Origin of the sequence: Pseudoalteromonas sp. S3431 (genome assembly GCF_000690035.1) — a bacterium.
In the GTDB taxonomy this organism is placed as follows: domain Bacteria; phylum Pseudomonadota; class Gammaproteobacteria; order Enterobacterales; family Alteromonadaceae; genus Pseudoalteromonas; species Pseudoalteromonas fuliginea.
This window is the reverse complement of the sequence record NZ_JJNY01000114.1, coordinates 1-21,745: the sequence shown is the minus strand read 5'-3', so window position 1 is coordinate 21,745 and position 21,745 is coordinate 1. Positions and strand designations below refer to the sequence as shown.

The window sequence follows — 21,745 nt, the reverse complement described above, 5'->3', positions numbered from 1 at the left end:
AGGTTCTTCTACAAGTTCAGGCTCTTCTACAAGTTCAGGTTCTTCTAAAAGCGCCGGCTCTTCTTCAAGTTCAGGTTCTTCTACAAGTTCAGGCTCTCCTGCAAGTTCAGGCTCTTCTAAAAGTTCGGGCTCTTCTGCAAGTTCAGGCTCTTCTTCAAGCTCAGGCTTTTCGTCAAGTTCAGGCTCTTCTACAAGTTCAGGCTCTTCTGCAAGTTCAGGCTCATCTACAAGTTCACGCTCTTCTGCAAGTTCAGGTTCTTCTACAAGTTCAGGTTCTTCTACAAGTTCAGGCTCTTCTAAAAGTTCAGGCTCTTCTACAAGTTCAGGTTCTTCTAAAAGCGCCGGCTCTTCTTCAAGTTCAGGTTCTTCTACAAGTTCAGGCTCTTCTGCAAGTTCAGGCTCTTCTACAAGTTCAGGCTCTTCTGCAAGTTCAGGCTCATCTACAAGTTCAGGCTCTTCAATTAATGTAGATGCTAGTGACTCTACATCAGCAACATTTAATTCTTCCTGCGCTTCGGCTAAATCATCGGCAGAATCGGCTAATGCCACATTAATATCAGAGTCACGCTTTTCAGTCTCAGCTTCTTCATCTGCGGATTCATCAATTAAACTATCAATACCATCTAAATCAAAATCATCTTTTTCTTCGACTAACGCATCAGCTGCACTGTCATCCCCAGCGTCGTCAATTAAACTATCAATATCATCTAAATCAAAATCATCATTTTCTTCGACTAACGCATCAGCAGCACTGTCATCCGCAGCGTCATCAATTAAACTATCAATATCATCTAAATCAAAATCATCATTTTCTTCGACTAACGCATCAGCCGCACTGTCATCCCCAGCGTCATCAATTAAACTATCAATATCATCTAAATCAAAATCATCATTTTCTTCGACTAACGCATCAACAGCACTTTCATCCGCAGCGTCATCAATTAAACTATCAATATCGTCTAAATCGAAGTCGTCACTTTCTTCGACTAAGGCTTCATCAACGCTATCGTCTGTAGCCTGGTCAATTAAGCTATCAATGTCGTCTAAATCAAAATCATCTTTTTCTTCGACTAACGCATCAGGTGCAATGTCATCCGCAGCGTCATCAATTAAACTATCAATATCATCTAAATCAAAATCATCACTTTCTTCGACTAAGACTTCATCAACGCTATCGTCTGTAGCTTGATCAATTAAGCTATCAATATCGTCTAAATCAAAATCATCTTTTTCACTTGAAAGACTATCTTCTGTATTATCTAAATCTGATTCAGTATTTGTTTGATCTAATAAGTCATCAATATCAAAATCATCATCTTCAGCGAGTTCTTCGCTAAGGGCGGCCATTTCATCATTCGATTCTAAGCTATTATCTTCTTCTATATCGTTTGTTTGTGGTGAGTCAAACTCCGATAAGCCATCATCTTCATTAAATAAACTATCTAAATCATCATTACTTAAAATATCATCACTATTTGATGATTCTAGTGGCGAATCTAAATCAATATCACCTTCTGAGCTATCATCAGGTGATTTATCGAAATCTTGTTGCATGAAAATATCAAGTTCATCGTCTTCAATATTTTCATCGTCAAAAACAATATCATCGCTTAATAAACTTTCTAATTCATCCTGATCAAGTAGGCTATCAGACTCAGTAAAGTCCTCTAGGCTGTCATCAAAAGCAATATCATCATCCGGTAATGGGGTATCATCGTCCGGTAAGATATCATTTTCTAAACTATCATCTAGCTGAATACTTAAGTCATCAAGTGGTTCCGGGACGATAGGGTCTTCAATATTTTGAGTATCTAAATCGTCATCGTTTGCGTAGGTAGGTGTTTGTGGTAAAAAATCATCGTCGCTTTGGACATCATCTTTACTAGCCCGCTTGCGTAAGAACATCACAACAGCAAAAACAATCAATAACCCAGGAATAACCATCAATAATCCAAGAACAAAAGGATTAGATAAAAAAGATCCCAGATCAAATTCAGCTTCTGGCTCTATTTTCTCAGCCTTTTGCTGTTCTATCATTTCATTTTGTTTAATTATTAGTTCTTTTAACTGTTGCTGTATTTCACTGTCTTGACCGAGCTGCATACGCACATTTTCAAGCTCTTTGGAGATGCCCGTAAGCTGTTTTTTTAAATTATTATTTTCAACTAAAATTTCTTCTACGTTATCAACTGAACTTTTAAATTGTTGTTGAAGCTCAACTAACTTACTAGTTTGATCTGTTTTAATTTCTTTAATTTCTTTTTGTAATTCTTTTTTTGCGTCATCTACATCAACTTTACGAGCTTGAGTAACTTGAGTTTGAGCTGAATTAATTTCACTTTGCGTAAGCGTACCGTTTTTTTTCTTTTCCCATAACGCATCATCTTGTTCAGAACGTTGTTTAGCGAGTTGTGTATTAACATTTCTAATTTCAGCTAGAGTAGGAATTTTTAAATAGGCACCACTTTGCATGTGGTTAAGGTTTTGCTCTAAAAATGAATTAGGATTTTTGTTATACAAAGCCTGCATAACTTGATAAATGCTAACCGAGTTGTCCGGGCGTACCTTAGCCGCTATACGCCAAAGCGTATCCGTCGGTTTTATTGGCCCAATAGATCGCCCTTGCGCACCATAGTCAGCGCCCTTTGGCCCCTTTAACTGGGTACTGTCTTGAGAGTAAACTGATGTTACTATCAATGCAGACGCTAATATAATAAGTGTAGCTAAACCGCGCATGCTGATCCTTTAATGTTTAAATGTTAACGCAGCACCGAGAAAGTTAAGTGCATAAACATTGATTAATCTTGCTTTTATCAGTCAAATGACTGATTCACATTTGTTATTACAATCTATTTTTGTTGCAAGCTCTATTCCAATTACAAACTATAAACCAGTTCATGAGTAATATCCATTGCAACACATTGAAAATAAATACCTAAAAACATTATTAATAATATAAATTTATCGAGGATTATCAGTAGGTTTATATACTTCGTGAGATAAGTGGCAAAAAAATGGCGGTAACCCGAATAAAAAGCGGCAAACAATTGGTGCTTACCGCTTCTAAACTAATCGTTAGCTATAAAATATTACATGTAATTAGCAATAAGTTCTTCTGCAATTTGTATACTGTTAGTTGCAGCGCCTTTACGCGTGTTGTCACTTACAACCCACATATTTAAACCATGAGGGTGCGAGATATCAGCTCGTAAACGACCAATATAAACAGTGTCATTTCCACTTGCATCAGATACTGCCGTTGGATAATCACCTTCATCGTCAATCAACTCAACACCAGGGGCATCTTTTAAAAGTTGCTTAACATGCTCAAAGTCATAAGGCATACGCGTTTCAATATTAATTGATTCAGAATGTCCAAAAAATACAGGCACACGTACGCATGTAGGATTTACAGCAATAGTCGTATCACCCAAAATTTTATGGGTTTCATTTACCATTTTCATTTCTTCGCGTGTATAGCCGTTCTCTTCAAAGCTATCAATTTGAGGAATAACGTTAAATGCTATTTGCTTTGGAAAAACTTTATTATCCATAGGACGAGCATTCATTAAATTAGCAGTTTGTTTTGCAAGTTCATCAACCGCTTCTTTACCTGCGCCCGATACAGCTTGGTAAGTAGATACATTGATACGGTCTATTCCGTAAGCATCATAAATTGGTTTAAGTGCTAGCATCATCTGAATAGTTGAACAGTTAGGGTTAGCGATAATATTACGATTTCTAAAATCAGCTAGGCTTGAAGCATTAACTTCTGGCACTACTAATGGGATTTCAAAATCATTTCTAAAGTGTGATGTGTTATCAATTACAATACAACCGGCGTCTGCTGCAATAGGTGCATATTTTTCAGATACACTGCCACCAGCAGAAAACAAACCTATGTGCGCTTGGCTAAAGTCAAAGCCTTCAACGTCTAATACTTCAATGGTCTCACCACGAAACTTTATATCTTCACCCGCGCTGCGGCTGCTAGCAAGTAAAAAAAGCTGATCAACAGGAAACTTACGATCTGCTAGCGTTTCAATGATTTGACGGCCTACTAAACCAGTAGCGCCAAGTACGGCAACGTTATATTTTTGCGACATATTTCTTCCTCTATAAACGACATTAAAACAACATCGTTAGTTAAATAACTATTTAGCTATGGTAAAACCAAGTTGACTAAGTGCAGCTAGTTGTGAGCTATCACCTTGTATCGACAAGGTGCTAAATTCTCGTCTTACCGGATAGCTTTTTCGTAAACTATCAAAACCATCACTTTCTAAGTGGCGAAGTAAAATACCATCATCACGGCGAACGTCGTAAATTAAATGCACTAAACGGGCAACATCCTGCTCATTAAAGTTTGGCGTAATAACCGATTGTGTAATAGCTGGAGTAGGTAAAAAATCATTCAACGATTTACTCGCATCGACACTTTTCAGTTCACACAGTTTTTGATACAGCATTTGTGTACCACGTGCTTTGCCTTCAAGCGTATGACCCGCAATATGCACACTGGCGTAGCGAACATGTTCTAGTAATTCAGTTAAAATATTGGGCTCTTTTTCCCATACATCAAGCACTAAATCCAGATCAGCTCCCGCTTCCATTACCTCAAGCAACGCTTGGTTATCAATTACATCGCCTCGGCTTGCATTAATCAGCGTAAGCCCTGGCTTAAGTGCTTTTAATCGCTCTTTACCCATCATGTGCAGCGTTTTATGCTCGCCACTTTTAACAAGGGGAACGTGAAAAGTAACAACATCTGATTTTGCTAATAACTCATCAAGCGCTATATGATCTTGTAGTAAGCCTTGTTCGTGCTTAATTGGATCGCATAACAGTACATCAACATCTAGTGCTTTTAATTTTTCAGCTAAACACGTACCAATGTTACCCACCCCGACTATACCAATTGTTTGACCACACAATGGGCGCGCATTCTCTTGGCTTAATGCAAATAAGCTACTAATTACATATTCAGCTACCGCAACGGCATTACAACCAGGCGCGCTAGTAAAAGCGATATCTCTATCATGCAGTAATTGCGTATCAATATGGTCAATGCCAATTGTGGCTGTACCCACAAAGCTAAGCTTATTAGCTTGTGACAACAGCTCATAATTAACATTGGTCACTGAACGAGTAAGGAGTACATCTACATCAATTAATTGTTCAGGGGTTAATTTACGACCATCAAAACGCTCAACCTCACCAAAGTCTGCAAAGTACTGCTCAACTAAAGGCATATTTTGATCGGCAAGAATTTTCATTACAGAGTCCGTTTGGCAATTAAGAGGCGCTATTGTAGCGAACAACCTAGCCTTTACACAAACTAAAAAGCGAGGGCTTGTTGACCTTTCAGGATTAAAATTTGCTCGTTCTAGGGGCAATTTAATTGCGGCATGAGGTTGTAACTTAGTGGGCTAAGTAAAAATCGAGCAAAGCTTCCGCCCCTTACCTACACCCATTTAGGCAACAAAGAGTAAATTTCCCCTAGGGCGAACGCAAGGACTGTGTATGTTTAACCTCGAAAAATAAACAGGATCTAGTCAGTCCATTTTTGAAAAAAATCACCTTTAAAGGATCATATTAAGCTTTTGGATTACCGGTCAATTTAGAGAGGATTTATCACAGTATTATATTTTTAACCTGTGAGCTTAATAACGACACCGCTGTATATTTAATTTCTAAAGATAAATATATGTTGAAGTAACTCCCTAAAAAAAATGCAGCTCATCTAAACGAGCTGCATTTAATCAAAAGTAACTTTGAAGGATTACTTTATTATTTTATCTTCGTTTACTTCAACAACCTCAGGCGAGGCTTCTGTAGCATCTTCTTGCGTAACTTCAACGTCCGCTTTAACCGCAATCGCTGCATCCACAGTTGCTTGCTCACCAGCTATATCGGCTTGTAAAACAGTGTAAAAAGTAGCACTAGAGCTTGCCATTGTTACCAGTGATTCACATGGTGCAAAGTTAGCATCGCTGTTAGCTAATGTAGACATATCAGAGCTTATTTTACTTGCGCCTAATTTATCCATATAGCTAAACGGGCCACCTAAAAATGGTGGAAAACCAATACCAAATATTGCACCGATATCGCCATCACGTGGGCTGGCAATAATGCCATCATCTAAACAGCGTACTGCTTCGTTAAGCATTTGCGATACACAACGCTTAGCAATTTCGCTCTTGTTTAAACGTGGAGCCGGGGTAACACCCAATAGTTCGTAAACTGACTCATCAACCTTTTTGCCTTTTTTATCGTATTCATAAAAACCACGACCCGATTTACGGCCAAGGCGTTTTGAATCAATCATACGCATAAATGCATCAGGGCCTTTAAAACGCTCGCCTAATTCTTTTTCAAGAATTGGGGCAATTTTAGAGCCAATATCAATACCTACTTCATCAAGTAGAGCCAGCGGTCCTACCGGAAAACCAAACTCAACAAGCGCTGCATCAATCTTTTCAATTGGCTCACCCGCAAGCATCAAATTAGCAGCTTCGTTTAAGTAAGGCGCTAAAATACGGTTTACGTAAAAACCGGCCATGTCTTTTACAACAATTGGCGTTTTACCTTGCTTACGTGCAAAGTTAACAACGCGGGCAATGGTCTCTTGAGATGTACCTTCGTGTGGAATGATTTCCACTAATGGCATTTTTTCCACTGGTGAAAAGTAATGCAAGCCAATTACATTTTCAGGACGTGCTGCCTGCGCTGCAATTTGCGATATTGGTAATGATGACGTGTTACTTGCAAAAATTGTATTTGCTTGGCATTGCTGCTCTACGTCTGCAACCATACCTTGCTTAAGTGCAAGATCTTCAAACACCGCTTCTATTACTAAATCAATATGTTTAAAGCCGCTGTAGTCTGTTGCACCTGTAATGCGGTTCATTGTTAACTGCATATCAGCTTTAGACATAATACGGCGCTTAAGACGCTTATCTAAAATTTTGTAGGTGTAGCTCATTGCATTACTAATGCCCTGCTCTGCTACATCTTTAATACGTACCGGTACTTTAGCTTTAACTGCACTTACGTGCGCAATACCTGCGCCCATTAGTCCACCACCTAAAACAGCCGTTTTACTGATTGCGGGTGCGTCATCATTGCGCCACTCTTTTTTCATTTCAGTGGTTGCAAAGAAAATACCGCGAAGCGCTTTAGATTCGTCACTCATTACAAGTGTTGCAAAGCTTTCAGCTTCTGTTTTATACGCTTTTAGCTCATCAAGCTCTACACTAGCACGCACTGCTTTAATAATAGCGAGTGGTGCTGGGTAGTGCCCGCCCGTTTTTTTAAGTACGTTTTCTTTGGCTTTTTTAAAGATAAAGTTACGACCAAACGGGTTTGACTCTAATAATTTACTAATATTGTCGAGCTTTGGCTCTTTTGCTTGTGGCTTTTTCTTAGTCGCAAATTCTTTTGCAACTTTTAACAGCACACTGTGCGGTACGCAATCATCAAGCACGCCTGCTTTTTTAGCTTGCTTAGGGCGAATTTGTTTACCTGTTAGCATCCACTCTAGTGCTTTTTGAATACCAACAATTTTAGTTAAACGCTGCGTGCCGCCGCCACCTGGTAGTAAACCAAGTTGCACTTCTGGTAAGCCAATTTTTGTTAAATCGCTGTCGGTACCAACACGGTAATCACACGCTAAAGCAAATTCTAAACCACCACCTAATGCAGCGCCATGAATCGCACTTACTGTAGTGTATGGCAGTTTTGTCATATCAAAAAAAGCTTGATGGCATAGTTCGCTAATCGCTAGCGCATCTTCACGCTTTTGAACGCTATCGAGCATTTTTACATCGGCGCCCGCGATAAAGTTATCGCTTTTCCCGCTTATAAATACCATGCCTTTTACATTTTGCGACTTAGCGTCTTCTAGTAACGCTTTTAAATCATCGGCAAAACTGCTGCGCAGGGTATTCATTTTCTCCCCTGGCACATCAATCGTTACCACGGCGATTTTATTTTCATCTACCGCTAAATTAAATACTGAATCTGTCATTACGCGCTCTCCAATACAAAGGCTGCACCTAAACCACCAGCAGCACACGCTGTTGTTAATGCTAAACCGCCACCACGACGTTTAAGCTCGTGTAAGCTTTGCGTAATTAAGCGCGCACCTGTCGCTGCAAATGGGTGACCATATGCTAAAGAGCCGCCGTTAACGTTAAACTTATCCATGTTAATTTCGCCAATTGCTTTGCTGCGACCTAAATGCTCTTGTGCAAATTTGTCTGAAGCAAACATTTTCATATTGGCAAGTGTTTGCGATGCAAACGCTTCGTGCATTTCAATTAAATCTAAATCAGCAAGCGTAATACCCGCTCTATCTAGTGCAATAGGCGTTGAATGAGCTGGGCCCATTAACATGTCTTTTTCTACACCAATTGCCGAAAATGCAAAGCTACGTACGTAACCTAGTATTTCATAGCCTAGTGCTTTTGCTTTGCTTTCGCTCATCATAAGTACGGCCGCTGCACCATCAGTTAATGGTGTTGCATTTGCGGCGGTAACAGTACCGTGCTGACGGTCAAAAACAGGTTTAAGCTTGGCGTAACCTTCAACCGTTGAGTTTTTACGAATGTTGTTATCTTCTGAAATAAAGCTTTTATATGGCGGTAAATGCGCCGTCATTACTTCATCTTTTAACTTACCATCAGCCCATGCTTGCGTTGCAAGTGAGTGAGAACGATGCGCTAATGCATCTTGATCTTCACGGCTAATATTATGTGTTTTAGCCATTTGCTCAGCAGTTTGCCCCATTGAAAGACCTGTTGAATACTCTGCTACAGCAGGTGGCACTGGTAATAAGTCTTTTAAACGCAGTTTTGAAAATATTTTTAAGCGTTGACCAAGCGTACGCGCTTTATTTAAATCAACTAAGCTGCCTGCTAGCTTTTTACTAACACCAATTGGCAGTACTGATGACGAGTCTGCGCCGCCTGCAATACCTACACTTACAGATCCCGCCATAATAGACTCAGCTACATTAGCAATAGCCTGAAAGCTGGTAGCACATGCGCGCGATACAGAATATGCATCAACCGATACCGGCATACCTGTGCCCAATACAATTTCACGTGCAATATTTGGCGCTTCTGGCATTTGTACTACTTGACCAAATACAAGTTGATCAATTTCTGACTTATTGAAATTTAATCGTTCAAGCATTTCGTTAACCACCAATTTACCCATATCAAGTGCTGGTACATGGTGAAACGCTGTTGCTTGTTTTGCAAAAGGTGTACGTAAGCCGCTAACGATGGCAATACGGTCGCCCTTTGGTGTTTTTAGTATGTTTTGCTCAGACATTTATGCTCTCCCGCTGACAGGTCTGACCTGTTTGTTTTCCTCGATTCTAAACAACCCGTGCCCTAAAGCCAATAGATAAACACAAATTTATATAAACAGTGTTTAATTACGATTATCACAATAGGCTTTTTTAGACGCATTTACAAAGTTTTGTGGTACGCTAAAAATCGTTAAGAAATAACGAACTATTTTAAAAAATACAGTCTAACCCTTGAGTTACTCAATTATAAACCTTATAAATAGGTCAGTATTTATCACCTAGCACTATTAGGTACAAACCCAGCTGACGAGGACAGTCCACTTATTATGGCAGCTAACGCATTTTCACAATTAAAAACGTACTTAGATACACAAATCATTGGCCAGCCAGAGCTTACACAAGCGCTACTTATTGCTATTTTAGCTGATGGTCACTTATTAGTAGAAGGCCCTCCTGGGCTTGCAAAAACACGTGCAGTTAATGCACTTGCTAAAGGCATTGAAGGCTCATTTCAGCGCGTACAGTTTACGCCAGATTTATTACCGGCTGATGTTACAGGTACCGACATTTACCGCCAACAAACTAGCGAGTTTGTATTTGAAAAAGGCCCTCTTTTTCATAACCTTATTTTAGCTGACGAAATTAACCGTGCACCAGCCAAAGTACAATCAGCACTATTAGAAGCCATGGCAGAGCGACAAGTTACCGTGGGTAAAAATACATATCCGCTTAGCGAACTGTTTTTAGTTATGGCAACGCAAAATCCGCTAGAGCAAGAAGGGACTTACCCGTTACCAGAAGCCCAGCTGGATCGCTTTTTACTGCACCTAAGTATTGACTACCCTGGCGCAGAGCATGAGCTTGATATACTGCGTTTAACACGCGGCGAAGCGCTTAATGAACAACAACCAGTAATGCAAAAAATTAGTCAAAGCGATTTATTTGCAGCGCGTAAAGAAATATTAGGCCTTTATTTAGCAGAGCCACTTGAGCAATATTTAGTACAACTTATTATTGCTACCCGTGAAGGCGCTAAATTAGACGCGCAACTAGGTAGCTGGATTGAGTTTGGTGCAAGCCCGCGTGCAACAATAGCACTTGATAAATGTGCTCGTGCTCATGCATGGCTTCAAGGTCGCGACTTTGTAGCACCTGATGATATTCAAGCTGTTGTGCATAATGTACTGCGTCATCGCATTATTTTAAGTTACGAAGCCCAAGCCGATGGCATTACTAAAGATCAAGTAATAAGCCGTATAGTTGAACTTGTAGCCGTACCATAAGTTATGCAAAAACAATTAGAAACCCAAGCATGGCTCAAACAGAGCCATAGCCACGGTGTTAATTTAGCACTCAAAGAGCTGATGTATTACAAAGCCAAAGCGCAATTGCTTGAACTTGCCCCTAAGGTAAAAATAAAAAACACCTTAACAGGGCAATACCTTGCACCGCACAAAGGCCGAGGAATGGAATTTGCCGAAGTGCGACATTATCAGCAAGGTGACGATATTCGCTCTATTGATTGGCGAGTTACTGCGCGTACCGGCGAGACTCACACAAAGCTCTTTCAAGAAGAAAAAGAGCGCCCTGTGTTTGTATTTACTGATTTTTCAAACTCAATGCTGTTTGGTTCAAAGTTACTGTTAAAGTCGGTGCAAGCTGCGCATATAAGCGCTCTTGTTGCATGGTCGGCGTGTCAGCGCGGCGATAGAATTGGCGGTATAGTGTTTAATCAGCACTCGCATTTGGAGCTAAAGCCCAGCGCCCGTGAAAAAGCAGTCCTTAAGCTTTGTCATAATTTATGCGACAACCACCAGCAAGCGCTAAGCAACATTGATAAAACAGCCCCTAACAACTTTAGCGATAACCTAAAGCGACTTAATCATTTAGCAAAACCAGGCAGCTTAGTGTATTTGGTGTCTGATTTTAATGCTCTGGATGATGCTAGCTTTAAGCAACTCGAAATATTAAGCCGCCACTGCGAGCTGATTGGTTGCCATATAAGCGATCCATTTGAGCATCAGTTACCTGCGTTTAAGCAAGCAGTCACCGTTAATGCAAATGGTCAAGACTTTGCCCTACCATTAATGGATAACAGCTTTAGAGAACGCTTTGCTAAAAATGCTGAACACGCATTTAGTACGCGCTTTAATCGCTTAACTAAATCGGGTCTTAATTTAATATCATTCAATGCAGCAACACCGCTTGAGCTGCAATTAGTGAGAAAATAACCATGCAAACCAATCCACTCGATGGCCTGCACGATATAATAGCGCCAAGCCAAGTTAATTGGTGGCCACTCGCCCCTGCTTGGTGGGTTATTATTGCACTGCTGTTTTTAGCACTGTGCGCAGCTATTTATATATTTTACAAAAAACATAAATTTAAAAAGCCTAAACGCTACGCAATACAATTAAGCCAAAGTGAGCAAAATCCTCAGCAACTGCATATTATTTTAAAACGTTTAGTGATTGAATATTACGACAAGCGCCTTGCTGCACAATCTACCTCTAAATGGTGCACAACACTTAATACGCTTACCGGTTTGAGCTTTACAGAACAAGAAATACTAAGCTTGTATAACCCCAGCCAAAAAGATACAACACTGTGCGAAAAATTTCGCCAAGGTATTAAGCAATTTAAAATAAAGGAGTCAGTAAATGTTTGAATTTAGCTGGCCATGGTTATTTTTATTACTGCCCTTGCCTTTATTACTTTTACTATTAAAACCCGCGGCAAGTAATGCCAGTACGCGTTTACGTATACCCAGTTTTGCAAAGCACAATTTAACCAGCCAAAGCATTGAGCCACACGCACGACGTTTAAATCCCCTCGAATGGATAATTTGGTTATTACTTGTTACTGCCGCTGCCAATCCAACATGGTTAGATGAGCCAATCTCATTACCAAATGAAGGTCGCGATATAATGCTAGCAGTTGACTTATCAGGCTCGATGACCGAACAAGACATGGCTTACAATGGCCAATATGTTGACCGCCTTACCATGGTAAAAGCCGTACTCAGTGACTTTATAGAACAGCGTCAAGGCGACAGGCTTGGGCTGATATTATTTGGCGACACCGCGTTTTTACAAACCCCGCTCACGCGCGACGTTAAAACAGTAAGTAAAATGCTCAGCGAAGCCCAAATTGGTTTAGTGGGACGCGCAACAGCCATTGGTGATGCATTGGGTCTTTCGGTAAAACGCTTTGCCAATAAAGATGAAAGTAACCGTATTGTGGTGCTATTAACTGACGGACAAAATACAGCGGGCAATTTAAACCCAGAAGATGCACTACTGCTAGCTCGCGAAGAAGGTATTAAAGTGTACACCATTGGTGTTGGCTCAGATAATCCGCGCGGCTTTAGCCTCTTTAATATGGGTGGCTCTAGTGGCAGTAATTTAGATGAAAGCTTACTTAAAAAGATTGCCGAGCAAACTGGCGGATTATACTTTAGAGCCAAAGATGTAGCAGGCCTTCAACAAATTTACGCAGAGCTTGATAAACTTGAACCTATTAGCGCTGATGAACAAACATTTCGCCCACAAAGCTCATTATTTTACTACCCGTTACTTATCGCTATTTTACTTATTAGCTTAAAAGTAATGCTGAGTACACTGCGTGCATTAAAGGAGCCAAACTAATGGATTTTGAATTTATTCGCCCCGCTCTTTTATGGTTACTCATACCTGCTGTGGCATTATTTTTTGTCGCCTTAATTAAGCATAAAAAAACGACTAGTGAGCAGCTAATTGCACCGCATTTAGCACAATTTATAATGAGCGAAGCAAACACTAAAGCCAGCCAGCCACTTTGGTTAGTTGCTTTGTTTTGCAGCCTTGGCATTTTATTTAGTGCTGGGCCTAGCTTTGAGAAAAAACAAGTTCCTGTATTTCAAAGTAAAAGTGCCCGTGTAATTGTTATGGATATGTCGTACTCAATGTACAGCACCGATATTTTACCAAATCGTTTAATGCAATCACGCTTTAAAGCGCTTGATATGATTGAGCTATTTAAAGAAGGTGATACCGCGCTTGTAGCTTACGCAGGCACAGCCTATGTAATTTCACCGCTAACAAACGACGCCACAACACTCAGTAATTTAATTCCAAGCTTAAGCCCTGAAATAATGCCAGACAAAGGCTCAAACGTTTTAGCCGGTCTTGATATGGCCAAAGAGCTATTAACGCAAGCGGGTTATATTGATGGCGACATTATTTTAGTGACCGACGGTATTGACCAGCAAGAACAAAGCGACGTGAGTAGCTTTACCAGTAACACCCAATATAGATTAAATATATATGGCGTGGGTACCGCTCAAGGCGCTCCAATTAAGTTACCTGAAGGTGGTTTTTTGAAAGACAGATACGGCCAAATTGTAGTACCTACTCTCAATGCCAGTCAGCTTAAAAATTTAGCATCGAGCAGTGGTGGTAAATTTGCTAGTTACCAGCCTAGTAATAACGACATAAATACGTTTGCCCCAAATGCACAGAGTGAATTATTGAAAGACGAAAAACAAAGCCACGCACTTTGGCGAATAGATGCAGGTATATACGGACTCTTGTTATTACTGCCATTTGGCTTGTATTTATTTAGACGCGCTGCCTTGCTGGGGGCTTTTTTAGCCTTTAGCTTTTTACCGCAGCAAAATGCGTATGCCGTAGAGCTTCCTACTCTTTTGCAAAATGCAGATCAACGTGCATTAGAGGCTTACAAAAATAAAGAATACAATGCAGCAACACAGGCGCAATCGAGTGAGTTAAAAGGCGCGGCGCTTTACCAGCAAGGTAATTTTGATGCTGCACTTAATGAGTTTAGTAATGATAAGTCGGCTACCGGTTTATACAACTACGGTAATGCCCTTGCCAAAGCTGGCAAGCTTGAGGACGCCATTGAAGCCTACAAACAAGCCCAAACCTTACAAGACGACTTTACACAAGCAACTGACAACCAAGCTTTAGTTGAACAATTACTCAATCAACAAGAGCAACAAAACCAGCAAAGCGACGGCGACGACTCTCAAGACCAAGATGATAGCCAGAAAAAAGATGAGCAAAACCAAGGGCAAAATTCTGATGAGTCAAAACAGGATAAGCAACAAAATGGTGATAAAAGCGATTCTGAAAAAGGCGAAAACGAAAGTCAAAGCTCAAGCGATGAAAAATCTGATAAAGAATCAGATAAAGAGTCTGAACAATCAAAAAATCAACAAGGTGAGCCTGACGAACAATCAGACAAGCAAAATGAACCTGATATGCAAGCTCAGCCACAAAGTGAGCAAGGGCAAAATAAAGACGCTGACCAGCCTAAAGAGGACGAGCAGCAACAAAGTAAACCACAAGCAATGAGTGAGCAACCGACCACTGATGAGCAAAAACAAAGTGCTCAGCAACAAGCGATGAAAGCCCAAGCAAGTGAGCTCACTAATGAAGAAAAAGAAAAAGCACAACAGCTTAATCAACTACTTAGAAAAGTCCCGGATGATCCGGCTATTTTATTACGGAATAAAATGCAATTAGAAGCCCAAAAAAGACAATATAAACGTCGCCCTACAGGAGTCGAAAAATCATGGTAATGCGATTATTTTGCTGTTTATTGCTATTAAGTGCGATGCCTTCGTGGGCTGCCACCAAATTAGAAGCCAGCGTAGATAAAAACCCTGTATTAGCGGGTGAATTTTTTATGCTTAATATATCCGTAGACGATACAGTTAAAGGCGAGCAACCAGACACCTCATCGCTGTTAAAAGACTTTGTTGTAGGCCCGACGAGCTTAAGCTCTCGTACCAACATTATTAATGGCAGCATTAATAAACAAACCACGTGGTCAGTTAAATTAATGACCCGTGCAGAGGGTGATTACACGATTCCGGCATTTAGCGTTGCAGGGTTAACCTCAAAGCCTATTAAATTAAAAGTGGCAAAACGCTCAGTTGATGCAGATAAAAATAACGAAATATTTTTAAAAACGTCGCTCTCGAGTAATTCATTATTTGTGCAAGAAGCAGGCGTTTACACTATTAAACTTTACCTTGCGAAAGAACTGCTTGATGGCAGCCTAAGTGCACCAAGTATGGAAGACGCTCAGCTTACTCAATTAGGTAAACAAACCGAGAGCTATGAGCTGGTTGATGGCAAGCGCTACCTTGTTATTACTCGTGAGTATTTAATTCAGCCACAAAAAAGTGGTGTCTACACGATTGCAGGTCCTGCTTTTCAAGGGCGAGTACAACAAAATTATCGTCAATTAGAAGTATCCGCTCTTGGCGACGACCAGCAAATAGAAATCAAGCCAATTCCGAGTGACTATAAGGGAACGTGGTTACCAAGCGAGTTGGTTAATCTAGACGAAGAATGGCAACCTAACGACAACACCGTAGAAGTCGGTACGCCTATAACACGTACTATTACACTTACCGCTCTTGGCGTTACAAAAGAGCAATTACCTGAAATCTCTATGCCTACCATTGATGGCATACGCAGCTACCCTGATAAAAAAGAAAATAACAATGCAGTACGTGACGGACGTGTTGTATCGCAGCAAACTGCATCGTATGCATTACTGCCGCAAAAACCAGGTACTTACACTTTACCTGAAATACAGCTGCCTTGGTTTAATACTAAAATGAACCGTATTAGCGTAGCTACATTACCCAAGCGTACTATAACTGTTACACCTAGTAGTACAGCTATTAGCTCAACAACTAACAGTAATCAACAAACTATCGATACGCTAACATCTTCGCCAAATAATAATGTAGATGCTACACAGTTAGAATCAATGCAAGTACAAAAAAATATACCATTGTGGCTTATTGCTGTTGCGATATTAGGTTATGTTTTATGGATTGTGACTGTAATTTTTTATTGGTTTAACCGTTCTACTAGCAATACCACTAAGAAAGTACAATCAACTGCGGATATAATTAACCAACCAAGCTTGAAAAAGCTGGTTGCGGTAGCAAAATCAAACGATAATAAAGTGTTTTATAGTGAGCTTAATAATTATGCGGTCCTGGTTACGAATAAAAATGTGGGCGCAATTGATGAACTATGCTGCATTGTAAGCAATAGTGAGTTAAATAACTATATTATGCAATTGCAGGCACAGCTTTACAGTAATAGAACTACAAACTGTGATCTTAATGCTATTATTAAAATTCTTGAGAACCATCAAACTCAAGCATTAAAGTCGCAACAAGCTGTATTAAAAGACCTTTATGATTAATAACTACGATACTCAGGTCTTTTTTGCAATAAATAATAATTTTTAATTAAAAAAGTGCTTATGCTTGGAAAGAAAAAATCAAACAATCAGGTCTTAATCGATATGGCAGAGAAACAAAAGCGTTATGAAGCCTTGGTCCACGTTTACAATAAAGAGCTTTATCGCTTTGCTTATTGGCTATGTCGTGATCCGCACATAGCAGATGATCTAGTACAAGAAACGTTTTTACGCGCTTGGCGTTCACTCGACTCTTTACTTGATCAAAAAGCAGCTAAACCCTGGTTGCTTACTATATTACGAAGAGAAAACGCACGCCGATTTGAACGTAAACAGTTTGATTATAGCGACGTAGAAAACGATACGCTTGTTGATGAAACCAGCCACTCATTAGATGATGAAATGGAACAAACGGTTATTCAACGCCAGATTGCACTGCTATCTGATGAATACCGAGAGCCGTTATTACTGCAAGTTGTAATGGGCTGCTCTGGTGAAGAGATTGCAGACATACTTAATTTAAATAAAAACACGGTAATGACCCGTTTATACCGTGCCCGAAATCAACTTAAAGAGGCTTTAAGCCGTGATGATGAACAACTTAAAGGGGCATCAAAATAATGGATGAACTTGAGTTTCGTCGCCGCACTATTGCGCAGCCAAACGACATTGACAAGGAGCTTATGGAGTTTGCTGACAGTAATCCTGAGCGACAAAGTTTTATTAACGATATGAAAGATTTTGATAAATTTATTCAAGATTCTTTAGACATACCTGTGCCTGAAAACCTTGCAGACCGCATTCTTTTAAACACATCGTTAAAAGAAAAAGCACTACAAGAAGAACAAGCAACAGGAAAAAATGTAGTTGATGCCCGCTCGCGTTTTAAGCTTGACCGCGTGCATCTTGCGTTAGCAGCATCTTTTGTAGTGGCGATTAGTGCCTTCTTTTTTAGTACAGAGCAAAATATTGCACACGAAGCGGGTGAACATGCACTAGCTCATGTGTACTACGAAATTAGTGCGCTTGATAAAAAAGAGCCCATTAGCTTGCAAAGTGTAAACGATAAGTTAGCTGTTTTAGGCGGTCATATTGATGAACTTCCTGGTGCAGTCACTTACGCTATGTTTTGTGATTTTAAAGGCGAAAAAGGCCTGCATTTAATATTTGAATCTGACTTTGGCCCTATGACTGTATTTATAGTACCTTCTGAAAATCAATCATTTGGATTTGGTGATGATGATTTTAAAGATGAGCGCTTTGAAGGCCATATCAACCGAGGTTCACAAGCTGATACTATTTTAGTGGCAAGTGTTGGAGCACCTTTAGATACTTATAACGAACGCGTTACAGGCGCCATTCGTTGGCTTTAAAAAACAAATTTACCGCTTAGTTTCTACTGAGCGGTTTTTTTATTAAATACCCTATAATAAACCCTCCCTTTTATACCTAAAAACTCTTATTTATAAACTAATTAATTAAATTCCTCATGAAAGTAAATTATAATCGCGGCTCGATTAAAATTAAGGAATTTCATGAAGAATATCATCGTTATTTTTTCACTATTGGCATTGTTATGTACTGCCAGTTTTGATGCACACGCACGTAAAAAATTTGGCAGCAGTAAACGCGGAAAAACGCCTGCAACACAACAAACAGCGCAAAAACAAAAAGCTGATACAACAACCCCAACGGCTGCCCCAAAAGCTAAATCAAATAAAAAAGGCATTATGGCAGGCGTTTTAGGTGGCCTTTTAGCGGGTGGCTTAATTGCAGCAATGCTAGGCGACAATTTTGAAGGTTTTCAGCTATTAGAAATGATTTTATTAGCTGGCGGGCTCTTTATTTTATTTAAGCTAGTAACGGGCTTTTTACGTGCTAATCGCGCCCCACAACTTGCAAATACCAGTGCAGGTACAAGTGCTCAGCAAAATATTTTTAAACAAGCACCTATCGAGCAACCAACAAGTACAGGCTTTGCAAGCAGCGCCCCACAAGGTGAAAGTGTGCCTTTTAATTTACCACCTAACTTTGACGTTAATGGCTTTTTGCAAGGTGCCCGTAGTCATTACCATACGCTACAAACTGCATGGAACAATGCCGATTACACCACAATGGCTGAATACTTAAGCCCTGCACTTGTTGCCGAGTTTAAAGCTGAACGTGAAGCTATACAAAGCGTAGAAACAGAAGTGATGTTTATTGATGCCGAACTTGTGTGCGCAGATACAAACGTGCAATCGTGGCAGGTTAGTGTTCGCTTTAAAGGTAAGTACCGTGATTTAGGCGATAAAAAAGAAGAGCCTATTTTAGAAATTTGGCACTTAGAGCGTCTAATTTCAGACGACGCTCCATGGCTAATAGTGGGTGTTGAAGATTTAATTGATACTCAATAATTTTATATTGTGTAAAACACCGCGCTTTTAGCGCGGTGTTTTTTTATTTAAAAAACAATTGACTTACCACGTCCTGATGCTTCAGAAGCGGCATCTAATTGGCCCTCTTTATTAATAATAACGTGTAAGTCACCAAAGTGATTCTCATCTATGGTGTAACCCATTTTTGTAAGCTCTGCTTTTACGCTATCGGTTAAACCTATGTGTGTTCTAATTATATTTTTAGGCCATAGTTGATGATGAAAACGAGGGCTATTTACAACCTGCTCAGCAGTCATATCAAACTCTACCGCATTTAAGATAGATTCGTACACAGAGCTAATAATTGTTGTGCCACCAGGCGAGCCTGTCACCATTTTAACGGTGTTGTCTTTAAGGAGTATTGTAGGCGTCATAGAGCTAAGCATACGCTTGTGCGGCTGTATTTCGTTAGCTTTACCGCCTATTGCACCAAACACATTCATAACGCCTGGTTTGGCACTAAAGTCGTCCATTTCATCATTTAAAATAAACCCTGCACCTTCAACAACCACACCGCTACCAAACCCTAAGTTTATTGTGGTGGTATTTGCGACAGCGTTACCCATTTTATCAACGATTGAAAAGTGCGTAGTTTGCTCACTTTCTTTAAGGCCCGGTTTAATATTTTCAGTAGTCGAGATCGCGGTTAACGAAATGCCATTACTTCGCTCTTTGAGGTAGTTAATATTAGTTAATGCGCTGACTGGTACATCAAAAAAATCAGGATCGCCTAAATACTCCGCCCTATCTGCAAATACACGTTTACCTATTTCAGAAAGTAGGTGTACATACTGAGTAGAGTTATGCGCTAAGCCCGCATCTGGTTTTTGTAACTCATACATTTTAAGCCACTGTAAAATAGCAATACCACCTGAACTCGGCGGTGGCGAAGTAAGTACTTCATAACCGTTCCAACTCACTTTAATAGGTGTACGTGATTTAGCGGTATAATTCTTTAAATCATCTTGATTAATAATACCACCATGCTGGTGCATAAATTTAGCAATAATATTTGCAGTTTCGCCTTTATAAAACCCATCTTGGCCGTTATCACGGATACGCTTTAACGTTATCGCTAACTCGGGTTGCTTAAAGACTTTATTGGCTTTTACATCAGCAAAATATTTTTCAAAGTTTACATTTATTTTTTGCTCTTTTAGATGGGCTATATAATGGCTAACACCTTTTGCTAACTTAGGCGGAACTACAAACCCTTGCTCAGCCAACGTTACAGCAGGCTGTACTAGTGTTTCCCACTTTAAAGTGCCATGCTTTTGATGGGCAAGCCACATACCCGCTACACTGCCAGGTACACCGCTTGCGTGAATGCCATATATTGATTTGTTTGCAATAACATTACCTTGATCATCTAAATACATATCACGATGAGCCGCTGTTGGTGCTGTTTCGCGATAGTCTATAAAATCGCCCTTGCCATCTTTTTGAATAAGCATAAATCCCCCGCCGCCAATATTGCCGGCTTCAGGAAGCGTTACTGCAAGTACAAATTGTGCCGTTATAGCCGCATCAACAGCATTACCGCCTTGCTCTAATATACTTTTAGCAGCATCGGCACTGAACGAGTCAGGCATTGCGACCGCGCTTTGCGATAAAGGCTGCGCTAAAACACTAAAAGCAGCGAACTGTAAAACCAGCACACTTTTGACGATTAATTTACGTGGTGAAAAAAATAATCCCATACAACATCCTTAATTTATTATTTTTGTTGCCCATATTAATGCACGTCATTTAAAGACAGGTCAATCTTTATACTATTGATATTTAATCATCTTCAAACTTTTTTTGAATAAAGCACCGCTGGTAAATCGCCTTGCTCATCTGTATGTGTGTAATTTTTTATAAATTGCAGACCTAACTTTTTCATTATTTTTATAGAGGCTGTATTATCTTTGAGTGCCGTTGCACTTATCGCCTTAACGTCATCTTGTTTTATAAGTTCATCACATAATGCTAAAGCCGCCTCGGTTGCATAACCATGCCCCCAACTTGATTGCTTAAAACGCCAGCCTATTTCAATATCACCGTAATTTGGTGCATCACTAAAAAAATCCATAGGCCTTATTAATACCCAGCCTATAAATGTATTGGTTTGCTTTACCGTGATACTCCACAGCCCCCAGCCTTTTAGCTCATTTCGATATGCGAGCATACGAGGTACTCCCTCATTTTTTATTTGCTCTAAAGAGGTAGGCACACCTCGCGTTAAATACTGCATTACAGCTGGGTCTTGGTCGAGCTCAAATAATTGAGGCCAATCATGCTCATTCATTAATTTGAAATTTAATCGTTTTGTTACGGGGGCGTTCATTTTCATTGTTGTATAGTCTACCTTGAATTAATTATCAGTCTCTAAAGGAGATAGCACATGAATAAATTAGCAGGTTTAGCTTTATTAGGCACTTTAATTACATTAACTGGTTGTGAAGATGCCAACGAAGTAAAAGAAGATGCAAAAGATAAAAGCGCACAAATGCAAGAAAAGCTTGGTGATGCATGGAACGACGTTAAAGAGACAACTAACGATCTTAAAAATGACGAGTCTTTAAACGAGCTATTAGAGCAAAGTAAAACAATGGGCTTAGACATGTACGACGACGGCAAAGAGATTGCGGTTGACGCATGGGTTAAAAGCAAAGAAGCTGCTGGCGAATTAACTGAAAAAACCAAGCAAAAAGCGCAAGAAATTGCTGACGAAATTGAACAAGCGCGTAAAGAACATAACGAAGGTTAATTTTACCTGTATTAGTTCAGACAAGAT

At 39.9% G+C, this 21,745-nt stretch carries 17 protein-coding genes; 10 read left to right on the top strand and 7 right to left on the bottom strand.

Translation table 11 applies throughout. The annotated features are described in order from the left end of the window. The 5 genes from DO88_RS00765 to fadI form a co-directional block, all read right to left on the bottom strand. On the bottom strand, window positions 1-2,736 hold a 2,736-nt coding region (locus DO88_RS00765), incomplete at its 3' end, for a FimV/HubP family polar landmark protein (RefSeq protein ID WP_033041047.1). A 353-nt stretch (window positions 2,737-3,089) separates the two neighbouring features. Continuing rightward, window positions 3,090-4,106, bottom strand: coding sequence for an aspartate-semialdehyde dehydrogenase (locus DO88_RS00770; RefSeq protein ID WP_007377758.1), 1,017 nt, complete (start codon window positions 4,104-4,106; stop codon window positions 3,090-3,092). 48 nt (window positions 4,107-4,154) lie between these two features. Then, window positions 4,155-5,276 carry a 4-phosphoerythronate dehydrogenase gene (locus DO88_RS00775; protein ID WP_033041044.1) on the bottom strand — a complete coding sequence of 374 codons (1,122 nt, stop codon included), beginning with the start codon at window positions 5,274-5,276 and terminating at the stop codon, window positions 4,155-4,157. 506 nt (window positions 5,277-5,782) lie between these two features. Next, window positions 5,783-8,029 (bottom strand): fatty acid oxidation complex subunit alpha FadJ, encoded by a 2,247-nt coding sequence (gene fadJ / locus DO88_RS00780; protein WP_033041041.1) that lies wholly within the window; start codon window positions 8,027-8,029, stop codon window positions 5,783-5,785. Further along, complete coding sequence (gene fadI / locus DO88_RS00785; RefSeq protein ID WP_004335629.1) at window positions 8,029-9,339, bottom strand: acetyl-CoA C-acyltransferase FadI; 1,311 nt, start codon at window positions 9,337-9,339, stop codon at window positions 8,029-8,031. Before fadI ends, fadJ begins: the two co-directional genes overlap by 1 nt. Window positions 9,340-9,645: 306 nt before the next feature. Here fadI and DO88_RS00790 point away from each other — a divergent pair, with 306 nt between their 5' ends. The 9 genes from DO88_RS00790 (at window position 9,646) to DO88_RS00830 (ending at window position 18,945) form a co-directional block, all read left to right on the top strand. Next, window positions 9,646-10,602, top strand: a complete 957-nt coding sequence (locus DO88_RS00790) for an AAA family ATPase (protein WP_007377762.1) — start codon at window positions 9,646-9,648, stop codon at window positions 10,600-10,602. A 3-nt stretch (window positions 10,603-10,605) separates the two neighbouring features. Continuing rightward, a complete protein-coding gene (locus DO88_RS00795; RefSeq protein ID WP_033041037.1) occupies window positions 10,606-11,550 on the top strand; it encodes a DUF58 domain-containing protein in 945 nt (314 codons plus the stop codon). Between the two features lie 2 nt (window positions 11,551-11,552). Then, complete coding sequence (locus DO88_RS00800) at window positions 11,553-11,987, top strand: DUF4381 domain-containing protein (protein ID WP_004335624.1); 435 nt, start codon at window positions 11,553-11,555, stop codon at window positions 11,985-11,987. Further along, window positions 11,980-12,966, top strand: a complete 987-nt coding sequence (locus tag DO88_RS00805) for a vWA domain-containing protein (RefSeq protein WP_033041035.1) — start codon at window positions 11,980-11,982, stop codon at window positions 12,964-12,966. The genes DO88_RS00800 and DO88_RS00805 overlap by 8 nt, the downstream gene beginning before the upstream one ends. After that, on the top strand, window positions 12,966-14,900 hold the full coding sequence (locus DO88_RS00810) for a VWA domain-containing protein (RefSeq protein ID WP_033041032.1): 1,935 nt from the start codon (window positions 12,966-12,968) through the stop codon (window positions 14,898-14,900). Before DO88_RS00805 ends, DO88_RS00810 begins: the two co-directional genes overlap by 1 nt. Then, window positions 14,894-16,552, top strand: a complete 1,659-nt coding sequence (locus DO88_RS00815; RefSeq protein ID WP_033041028.1) for a BatD family protein — start codon at window positions 14,894-14,896, stop codon at window positions 16,550-16,552. The genes DO88_RS00810 and DO88_RS00815 overlap by 7 nt, the downstream gene beginning before the upstream one ends. A gap of 60 nt (window positions 16,553-16,612) precedes the next feature. Then, on the top strand, window positions 16,613-17,170 hold the full coding sequence (locus DO88_RS00820; protein WP_007377767.1) for a sigma-70 family RNA polymerase sigma factor: 558 nt from the start codon (window positions 16,613-16,615) through the stop codon (window positions 17,168-17,170). Beyond that, complete coding sequence (locus tag DO88_RS00825; protein ID WP_008138632.1) at window positions 17,170-17,922, top strand: DUF3379 family protein; 753 nt, start codon at window positions 17,170-17,172, stop codon at window positions 17,920-17,922. The genes DO88_RS00820 and DO88_RS00825 overlap by 1 nt, the downstream gene beginning before the upstream one ends. A gap of 162 nt (window positions 17,923-18,084) precedes the next feature. Further along, window positions 18,085-18,945 carry a Tim44 domain-containing protein gene (locus DO88_RS00830; RefSeq protein WP_033041026.1) on the top strand — a complete coding sequence of 287 codons (861 nt, stop codon included), beginning with the start codon at window positions 18,085-18,087 and terminating at the stop codon, window positions 18,943-18,945. 47 nt (window positions 18,946-18,992) lie between these two features. Here DO88_RS00830 and ggt read toward each other — a convergent pair whose 3' ends face one another. Together ggt and DO88_RS00840 are read right to left on the bottom strand one after the other, a co-directional pair. Continuing rightward, entirely contained in the window at window positions 18,993-20,666 is a 1,674-nt protein-coding gene (gene ggt / locus DO88_RS00835; protein WP_033041024.1) for a gamma-glutamyltransferase, read from the bottom strand. Between the two features lie 92 nt (window positions 20,667-20,758). Next, window positions 20,759-21,301 carry a GNAT family N-acetyltransferase gene (locus DO88_RS00840; RefSeq protein ID WP_033041023.1) on the bottom strand — a complete coding sequence of 181 codons (543 nt, stop codon included), beginning with the start codon at window positions 21,299-21,301 and terminating at the stop codon, window positions 20,759-20,761. 51 nt (window positions 21,302-21,352) lie between these two features. Between DO88_RS00840 and DO88_RS00845 the strand changes: the two genes are divergently transcribed. Further along, window positions 21,353-21,718: a hypothetical protein gene (locus tag DO88_RS00845; RefSeq protein WP_008138625.1), complete on the top strand. Its 366-nt coding sequence runs from the start codon at window positions 21,353-21,355 to the stop codon at window positions 21,716-21,718. The last annotated feature ends 27 nt before the right edge of the window (window positions 21,719-21,745 follow it).